The sequence below is a fragment of the Paraburkholderia atlantica genome (assembly GCF_009362785.1).
In the GTDB taxonomy this organism is placed as follows: domain Bacteria; phylum Pseudomonadota; class Gammaproteobacteria; order Burkholderiales; family Burkholderiaceae; genus Paraburkholderia; species Paraburkholderia atlantica.
In genome coordinates this window covers 19,503-28,006 of record NZ_WHNQ01000050.1, presented here as the reverse complement: position 1 = coordinate 28,006, position 8,504 = coordinate 19,503, and the positions used below count along the sequence as shown (strand labels likewise).

10 protein-coding genes and 1 pseudogene are annotated in these 8,504 nt (G+C 63.1%); 4 read left to right on the top strand and 7 right to left on the bottom strand.

Annotated elements, in window-relative coordinates; translation table 11 throughout:
- From GCT19_RS36400 to GCT19_RS36385, 4 genes are all read left to right on the top strand, one after another.
- A partial coding sequence (locus tag GCT19_RS36400; RefSeq protein WP_152854610.1) for a DDE-type integrase/transposase/recombinase occupies window positions 1-241 on the top strand: 241 nt, incomplete at its 5' end.
- 248 nt (window positions 242-489) lie between these two features.
- Complete coding sequence (locus GCT19_RS36395) at window positions 490-792, top strand: DUF7673 family protein (protein ID WP_018437085.1); 303 nt, start codon at window positions 490-492, stop codon at window positions 790-792.
- A gap of 2 nt (window positions 793-794) precedes the next feature.
- Complete coding sequence (locus GCT19_RS36390; protein ID WP_018437086.1) at window positions 795-1,310, top strand: hypothetical protein; 516 nt, start codon at window positions 795-797, stop codon at window positions 1,308-1,310.
- Window positions 1,307-1,603 (top strand): type II toxin-antitoxin system RelE/ParE family toxin, encoded by a 297-nt coding sequence (locus tag GCT19_RS36385; protein ID WP_018437087.1) that lies wholly within the window; start codon window positions 1,307-1,309, stop codon window positions 1,601-1,603. Before GCT19_RS36390 ends, GCT19_RS36385 begins: the two co-directional genes overlap by 4 nt.
- A gap of 77 nt (window positions 1,604-1,680) precedes the next feature.
- Here GCT19_RS36385 and GCT19_RS36380 read toward each other — a convergent pair.
- From GCT19_RS36380 to GCT19_RS36350, 7 genes and pseudogenes are all read right to left on the bottom strand, one after another.
- Window positions 1,681-2,055 (bottom strand): annotated as a pseudogene (locus GCT19_RS36380) (transposase); the annotation flags it as partial.
- A 266-nt stretch (window positions 2,056-2,321) separates the two neighbouring features.
- Window positions 2,322-3,239 carry a terpene synthase family protein gene (locus GCT19_RS36375; protein WP_152854609.1) on the bottom strand — a complete coding sequence of 306 codons (918 nt, stop codon included), beginning with the start codon at window positions 3,237-3,239 and terminating at the stop codon, window positions 2,322-2,324.
- Window positions 3,239-4,792, bottom strand: coding sequence for a prenyltransferase/squalene oxidase repeat-containing protein (locus GCT19_RS36370; RefSeq protein WP_221309636.1), 1,554 nt, complete (start codon window positions 4,790-4,792; stop codon window positions 3,239-3,241). The genes GCT19_RS36375 and GCT19_RS36370 overlap by 1 nt, the downstream gene beginning before the upstream one ends.
- A gap of 237 nt (window positions 4,793-5,029) precedes the next feature.
- Window positions 5,030-5,902: a polyprenyl synthetase family protein gene (locus tag GCT19_RS36365; protein WP_018437092.1), complete on the bottom strand. Its 873-nt coding sequence runs from the start codon at window positions 5,900-5,902 to the stop codon at window positions 5,030-5,032.
- Window positions 5,903-6,047: 145 nt separating this feature from the next.
- Complete coding sequence (locus GCT19_RS36360) at window positions 6,048-7,391, bottom strand: cytochrome P450 (protein WP_018437093.1); 1,344 nt, start codon at window positions 7,389-7,391, stop codon at window positions 6,048-6,050.
- Window positions 7,391-8,257 carry a glucose 1-dehydrogenase gene (locus tag GCT19_RS36355; RefSeq protein ID WP_227717779.1) on the bottom strand — a complete coding sequence of 289 codons (867 nt, stop codon included), beginning with the start codon at window positions 8,255-8,257 and terminating at the stop codon, window positions 7,391-7,393. The genes GCT19_RS36360 and GCT19_RS36355 overlap by 1 nt, the downstream gene beginning before the upstream one ends.
- Complete coding sequence (locus GCT19_RS36350; protein WP_018437095.1) at window positions 8,223-8,504, bottom strand: ferredoxin; 282 nt, start codon at window positions 8,502-8,504, stop codon at window positions 8,223-8,225. The genes GCT19_RS36355 and GCT19_RS36350 overlap by 35 nt, the downstream gene beginning before the upstream one ends.

Genomic DNA, 8,504 nt, shown 5'->3' with positions numbered 1-8,504 from the left:
CAATGCCGAGCGTTTAACGCCGATCAAGGTCCGGCAAAACAAATACCTAAACAACGTCGTCGAGCAGGATCACCGTGCCATCAAACGCATCATCGAACCGATGATGGGGTTCAAGGATTTCCGCTGTGCGCGCATCATCCTGTCTGGCATTGAGATCGCACACATGATCCGCAAGGGGCAGATGTATGACGATGGCGTCGCCTCAACTGCAGCCGAACAATTCTATTCTCTCGTGATGTAAGCAATCCTCTTCACCTTAGGCGCCTGATCGTCGCATCGTCCTTAACGCGACACAACCTGCTGGTGTATCTCGATGACGCGACCAGCCGCCTGATGGCGCTGCATTTCACGCAGACGGGCGTTATGTCCAGTTCCGGCCTCGCCATCCTGTGACCGGAAAATCAAAATCCTGAATTGTGATAACCTCTATCCTGAATCCCGATCCGTCAAAAGGGTCGGAAAAGTCAACCTCTCCCATAGCAAGGCACCATGCGCCCCGAACAGATGCTCCCCGCCGAAAAGCGGGCCCTTGAGAACCTCCTGCAGATCGCCCAGGGCGACACCGGCCAGAGCCGCCGCGTCGCGGATTTCCTGCTGGCCTGGTGGAATGCGGGCCAGTGCGGCAGCTACGACCTCACGACCGGCTGGGCCGTGGATGAGGCGATTGCAGAGGATATGTGCGTGGTGTTCCGCCTCGCCACGCGCGCGAACAGCTACCCGGACACGCTGGGCTACGGCCCGCAGTTCGAGGCCGTCGTGCGCGAGTGGCGTCCCGAGCTCGTGAAGGAGTGAACATGGCAACCGATACCATCGACCAGAAAACCCTGTCCGGTCTCGTCGAGGCGGGCGCGGTGCGTGCGGCCCACGTGGTCGGCCAGCGTGGCGGCTGGGGCGTGCTGTTCCGCTACGGCATGACCGAGCGGGCACTGGCGACCCAGCGCGGCAACGTCCGTACATGGGCGAACTTTGAGACGCTGGCCACGTACCTGCGCGAGCTGGGCATCGTGCGTTTCGAAGTGGATGCGGCGCAGTACGATCCGGTCGCCCCGCGCTCGAGCGCGGAACAGTCCAAGGCCGAGCGGGCGCGCGAGCAGATGAAGGCCGCGCACGCGGACGCCGCCTATAACCGGTGGTTCCGTGAAACCGTCCGCGCCTCGATTGCCGAGGCTGACGAACCGGGCAGCGTGAAGGTGCCGCATGTCGCCGTGGCGGCCCTGCTGCGATCCGGCGACACCGCAGGCCTGCGCGCGCTGGCCACAGGCAAGGCGGCCACGCCAGCCACGAAGCCAAAGCGGACGGCCCGTAAATGACAGTAACTGTCGAATGGACCGCGACAGCGCTGCTCAACCTTGCTGATATTCTCGATTACGTGCGCGAGCAAAGCCCGCAGGGGGCCGACACGCTCGCGGTGGAAATCCAGGCCAAAACCGGCCGCATTGCCGCCGACCCGAAGCTGTACCGCGCGGGCCGTGTGCGCGGCACGCGCGAGGCCGTGGTGACGGAAAACTATCTGATGGTGTACCGCGTCGCTGGCGACGTGGTGCAGATCATCAACGTGCTGCACACTCGGCAGCAGTGGCCCGCGCGCAAGGTAAGGAGCTAGAGCATGCGCGAATATCGGAATATCGTGGAGGGGTTGCAGGACGTCGATGCTGGCCGGGTGTTGCCGTTGGAAGGGCACTGAGAGATCCCGAGCAGGTTCGCTCTACCGCCTGTACTGTATTGGTTGGGTACTAGGCCCACTGCGGCGGCGAAGTCTCGGCCGCATCGGTACTGCTTTCCGTCGCCGAGTTCTAACGCAAGCAGACTGGCGGTGATCGGGCCAACTCCGTGAATCGTCAGCAGGCGTTGCCCAACCGGATCTTCGGCTAGTTGCCGATCGAGCTCTTTCTCGATATCGCCGATCTGCTGGGTAAGATATTTGAAGTGCGCGTGCGGGCGTTCGAGAATTGCCACGAGGCGCGGCGGTAACGGATGTTCAGCCAGCACGACGGAGAGGCGCTTCACAACGGCGTGGCCAACGGGCAAGCTTATGCCGAATTCGAGCAGGAATACGTCCGTGCGTCTGAGCTGTTTGCGCACAACAATGTGCCCTTGAGAATCCACTGCGTGAACCTGCAGCACGTTCTTGGCAAGGTCCAATCCAACCGTCGCTATGTTCATGATGAACGCTCCTTTGCCGTGGACGTCACGACTTCTCCACTTTGGCATAAACCCCTCGCTCGGTAGCGGGAGTCGTCCATCACATCAGAGCCCCGGATCGGTCACGTTCCCGAAATCGGCGGTCACGTTCGCCGAAATGCGCAAAATCAGATCGCCGCTTAACCCGTTGGCCTCCACGAATTCCGCCCGACCTCATCTGCGCCCTCGGCCCCGTCGCGATAGCGGCTGACTGAGGTCCGGTAGTACTGGGTGCGAATGGTCAGCATAACGTCGAACAACTGTCCCCATGGCGCGGGAAAGCTCCCCTCCGCCATCGCCTGATGCAGCAGGCGCGTATGGCCGGCTAACTCGTCCTTGAGAAACTGGGGCACAGGCAAATCGGGATAGCATCGATTGAGCCTGATCGCCACATTGTCCGTTTCACCCACCCGCAAATCCTTCGCCCATCCATGCAGATCGTTCTGCACACGCCCTATCGTGGAGATGAGCCGTAAGGCATGGCAGAAATCCGGCCGCATGCGCCAGCTCGCCATGTCCAACCCCCACAACAACGACAGGCAGCAGAACACGTTTTTGTAGGCGATCGAATCGATGCCATTCTGCAGGTGTTCTGCATACGACCAGCCCTCGGTACCCTGCGTCTGAGCCTTTCCCGCACGCAAGGCGGCGCAATAATGCCGGGTATCGGCAAGCAGGTGCGTGTAGTCGCGAGGATCGTAGGCCAATCCAGCCAAGCTAGCGCGCAGCACATTCCCCCCTTCGAAACCGGCGACTGTGCAGGGTGTACCCTGGCCGAGCGCCTGTTCGACGGCAGCAAGCTGGCTTGGGTTAAGCAGCGCCCGATCGTGGCAATCGTCGAGCCAGAATAACAACGCCAGTTCGCGATAGAACGCCAGGATCAGCGTTTCGTCGCACGGATCGCGGCCGGTCCGCACACTGACCCCAAGCAGGCCGCTATGGATGCTCTGCAGGATGTACTGGCCGCCCTTGATCGCTTCCGCTGCATGCTCCTCGGTAAAGCCGGTCAAGCGACCGCCGTACTCCATGACCTGGTCTAGTGCGCGTTCCGCCTGCATTACCGCGCCTCCCCCGGGTCGTCCGTGCGGGCATGCCGAGCCCAGCCATGCGCCAGCCAAAGACCTGCGAGCTCGGCCACACGCACCACCCGCAGCGGGCAATACAGTTCCTTGCCGATCCAGAGCGGAGTCTGAGGAACCGACCGCGGAGCATAACCTGCGAGCATCCAGTCCAGTGCGCGCGCCACCGCCTGGGAGATGCGCTGGCGGCCAGCCTGATCCTCTCTGTCGCTGCTCACCCGCAATGCGAACAAGGCATACGCCGTTTCCTCGAAGGTGCAGGAGCGACCACTCCCCCAACCGCCATCTTTATGCTGCGCGTCGAGCAGCGCCACCAGCGCACGCTCGTCGCGCCATTGCGGACTGGCATGCGCCAGCGCGGCTACGGCATGCGAGGTCGGATAGAGCCACGACACATGCCATTTGTCGCTTTCCCATATTCCACGCGCAGTGCGGTTCGCCTCAACAAAGGCACCGGCTCCGGGCGCGGGCCTCCCCAACTTGCGCATGGCATGCAGCGCATGAATGTTGGTAGACACGGAGGCATTGCGCTCGCCGGGAAAGGTGACGAACAGATCACCGCTTTCGAACTGGCGCAACGGCTCGGCAGACGGTTCACGCCCTGCGAGGCTCAGCACGCACAAAGCCATCGCCGTGTCGTCCGCATCGGCAGCGAAGTGTGATGCCGGCCCCAAGCCGCGTGCGCTCATGCAACGCTCGAGCCGTGCGATCCCTTTGCTTACTTCGTCGGCGAGCGCAGGATGAGAGAACAGGCCGGCCAGATGCAGCGTGTACAATACCCAACACGGCTCGAAGACATCGATCGGCCAGACGTTGGGAACCACCGCGTCGATGCCCGTCTGCGTCGCGCGCGCTGCGGCGAGCAGATAAGCGTCGGCAAGCCCGACGCGCTGCGCAGCGAGCGCCTCGACAGCGCGATGGCGCCAGACGGCCGTTGCCGCGGGACTGATGCCGATGCTGCCGTTAGCATCCAGTTCCACCTCGGCCGGCGAGCTCCCCCACGCCTCCCAGGAATGCAACAGCGGATGGCCGGTTGGCAGCGCAGGCGTGGCTGCGAGCCTGTCCAGACGGGATTGCCGCAGCGGGCGCAGCGCGGGATGTCGCGGCATCACCAGTTCAGCCAACAAGGACCCGGCCTCGTCGCACAGTTGCGGCAGGATCAGTTCTACTCCGATGGGTGCCTCCTCGGGCACTGCATGCAGATAGGGGTCCGGCTGTCGTAACAGGAATGCCTGCGCGGCGCGCACAGCATCAGCCCGCTCGGGGAACTGATCGGCCCGATGCAAGGCCAGCGAGGCCGCCAGCGTGGGCGCGTGACGAAACAAGGGGAAGTCCGGACTTCCCCACCCTCCATCGGCATGCTGTTGAGCCAGGAGCCAGCGATACGCCTCGCGCTGTTCGCTCGAATCAGCCTGGAAATGCAGATTCAGCGCAGTATCGTAGATTGAAGGTCCAACACTGCCGCCATCACTCATCCCGCCCAGAAGATGGCGAAGTTCGCTGAGTATTTGCTCGGGAAGTGATTGCAACATCGATTTATCCTGATGGGCACTGCAAGCGATGAGTGAATCCGACTGCGGCGCAGGCAGGGCTGGAACCAGCGCCACACATCGATTCCGGCGCTATAGGAACGCCGACCTCTTGGCTGCGCGCGTCTGCTTCAGTCTGGAATCGCCGTCAGCGGCAGGGCACGGGAAGTCCATACCGCCGATTAACCCACCGCTGCCTGAAACCCGCATGAATCCGAGTGGCTCATAGGCAACGCATGCCTAACGCAGACACGTGGCAGCCCGCTGCAGCATCTGCTCCAGTTGTTGCGCGCGCGGTCCCAGCGGGACGATGGCTTGTTCGGCGTCCCGGTACAAATCGAGCGCGAGTTGGCGTGATGCCTGCAGTCCCATGATCGATACGGAGGTCGGCTTCTGCGCGTCAGCGTCCTTGCCGGACGTCTTGCCGAGCGTCGCTGTGTCCTCCGTGACATCGAGAATGTCGTCGACCACCTGCAAGGCCAAACCGAAGCCAGAACTGAAGCGATCGAGCGCCCGGTACAACGCATCATGCGCGGAATTCTCCGGTAGCGCGCACAGCGCCCCCATGCGTACAGCGGCACGCACGAGCGCACCGCTTTTCATCTTGTGCATTGCGATGATCCGTTCCGGAGCGACACGCTTTCCGACCAGCGCGAGATCCAGGGCCTGTCCGCCGGCCGCCCCCTCGGTGGAGATAGCCTGCGCCAGTTCGCGAACGAGGCGGATACGGGTGTCGCTGGGCGCGTCCAGCTGTGCGAGGGTCAGAAACGCGTGCGCCTGCAGCGCATCGCCCACCAGGATCGCGGTCGCTTCGCCGAACTGAACGTGGACGGTCGGTAGGCCGCGCCGCAGCACGTCGTCGTCCATTGCGGGCAAGTCGTCATGGACCAGAGTACAGGCGTGTACCATCTCAATGGCAGCGCCGACATCGTCTAGGGCGGCTGCCGGCGCGTCGCTCAACGCGCCGGCAGCCAAGCAGAGCAGTGCGCGAGTCCGCTTTCCGCCCTGCAACGTAGCATAGCGCATCGCGGCGATCAAATCGGTCTCGGCCCCGTCTGCGGTTGGAAGCAGGCGGGCCAGCGCCTGTTCGACCCGCACGGCGCCCGCCCGCATCCACGGCTTGGGCCAAGGTAAGCCAGGTATGCTGGGCGTGAGCGTACCTAACTCGCCGGCACGAATAGCGCCTGATCGTTCGTCGTGCATCGTGGGTTCGGAATGCATGTGCCTCACACCCTCCCGTGAATCGATGAACGCTGCCTCACGAGAAGCCTATACGGATGGCGGAGGACGGATGCGCGGTCGGGTAGTACCTCCGCCCCTTCTCGACGTTGCTCAACAAGCGTGGCTGCACTCCGACCTTTTGCATGACGAGCGCCAGGGCAATGCAGAATTGCACCAGTTCCAGCCACACTAGGTGGTAGCCGATGCAAACATGCGGTCCGGTACCGAATTGAAGCATGTCCATTGGCCGGATGGGCTCCGTTCGCTGCAGCCATCGCGCCAGGCGGAATTCCTCAGGCGCCTCATACAGATGCGCAGATCTCGAAAAATGCAGCAGCGGGATACACAGGACGGTTCCCGCGGGAATGTGGCGTCCGCCAAGTGGCAATTCCTGCAGCACACGCCGTGGCAGCAACGTGGTCGCCGGATGGACCCGCAGTGTCTCGCGAAACAACGCTTCAGCGACCGGACACCGGGCGAGGTCCTCCTGCTGGATCGGCACATCACCCAAGCGTTGGGCTTCTTCGGTCAAGGCTTCCCACAGCGCCGGCTGACGCGCCAGCTCGATCACGATCCAGGCCATCGTCGAGGCCGTGGTGTCGTGTCCGGCAAGCAATAACAGGCGGATATTGGCGATCAGGGCATCGTCGGAGAGATCCTGTCCGCTCTGGTCGAACAAACCGACCATGTCGTTGAGCAGGCCGGTGCGCTTAGCATGGGCACGCGCATCCTGGATGAACTCACGCAACCGTGTGTCGATCCACGAGCGCGCGGCGCGACCGCGCCGCAATGGCAGGCCAGGCAAGTCGATCGGTGGGGCAATGATCAACTGAAGCAATTGCTTGTATTTCCGGCGCCATTGTCGAATGTCCCGCGCAGGTATCCCCATCAAGCTGAAAATCAGCTTGAGCATCAGGTCGCTGGTTTCCCGCAGGATGGCGACCTCGCCCATATCGCGCCACTGCTGCACCTGCACCTTCAGGAGTGACGCAAAGAGCTCGCCGATCCTCGCCTGGTTTAGACCTTTCGGCAGGAACGCCGATTTGACCGCGTCACGTGCCCGCCGGTGCGCCTCACCGTCTTGGGCCACCAGCGTTCCGCCCATCAGATCTGGCGCTATTTCGCCGATCAGCGCCGAGGATACATCCCGGTGTCGCAACAATGCGAACGCGTCTGGATGCGCGCAGGTCAGCATCCTCCCGGCAGGACCGAAATCGAGCCAGAAGTGGTTGCCGAGCATGGCTTCCGCCCGTTGCAAGAGGGCCGGTAGGTCGCGCACAATGGCAGGAAGATGCCCCACCCACGGGTAAGCGCCCTGCATCTCCGGAAAGTCGTGTTGACGCGAGCAGCGGCGATCGAACGGATTGAGCAGCAGGTTCATTACACCGGCCTGGTAGCGGATGACTCAACAGCGCTATCCGCAGCCTGCTTCCGTCGTACGTTGCCGCCGTCAGCATACGTCGGCACATGCGCCAGCATGCCGCCGTCGATGCAGATGACTTGGCCAGTGATGAACGCCGCGTCATCGGACAACAGGAAAACCACCAACGCGGCCACATCGTTGGGACAGCCAACGCGCGGCAGCAACTGATGCCGCATCAGGTGGCGCTGCATGGCGTCGTCAAGCTTTGCGGCAAGGCGTTCGGTCATGACCAGCCCCGGGGCCACCGCATTGCAACGGATTGCCGCGTGGCCGTACTGCGTGGCGAGCGATAGCGAAAGCATGTTCATTGCCGCCTTCGATGCAGCATAGGCGGTCTGCGCAGTGTCGCCACTCAGCCCCTGGCACGAGGACATGTTCACGATCACGCCGCCGCCTCGGGCGAGCATGTACTCGATGCCTCGCCGACAACACAGCAGCGTGCCACGCAAATTGGTCGCCAAGGTCTGATCCCACACCGTCAGGTCGAGGTCAAGAATCGCCCGATCGCGCGGGGTCAGTTGCATGGCGCTGGCATTGTTGACCAGTAGGTCCAGGCCACCGAAGTGGCGCGCCGTCGTCTCGAACAGCACGGCCACATCCCCTTCATCGGCGATATCGGTGCCGACCGCCAGTGCCTCGCCCGAGTGCGAACAGATATGCGCGGCGCATGCCGCAGCGCTCGCGGCATCGATGTCGGCGACTACCACCCGCGCGCCCTCGCGCGCCATGGCCTCGGCGCATGCCTTGCCGATACCGGCTCCCGCGCCAGTCACCACCGCAACCTTGCCTTCAAGTCGCCTCATCGTCTGCGCCCATGCCGTCATTTGACGTCACCCGCCCCGGCCCGGTCGCTTGTACGGCTGGCTCGCCGGGGGCGGTGGCGACGATCCGTATCGCAGCGACTGGGCACTGGCTGACCGTGAGCAGAACAGCCTCGCGCAGTTCCTCCGGCACCGTTGCCAGGCATACCACAGCGATCCCGTCCGCCTCGCGCTGATGAAAGACGCTCGGCAGCGTCAGCACACACTGCCCTGTGGTTCCGCACAGATTCTCATCGACGATAACACGCAT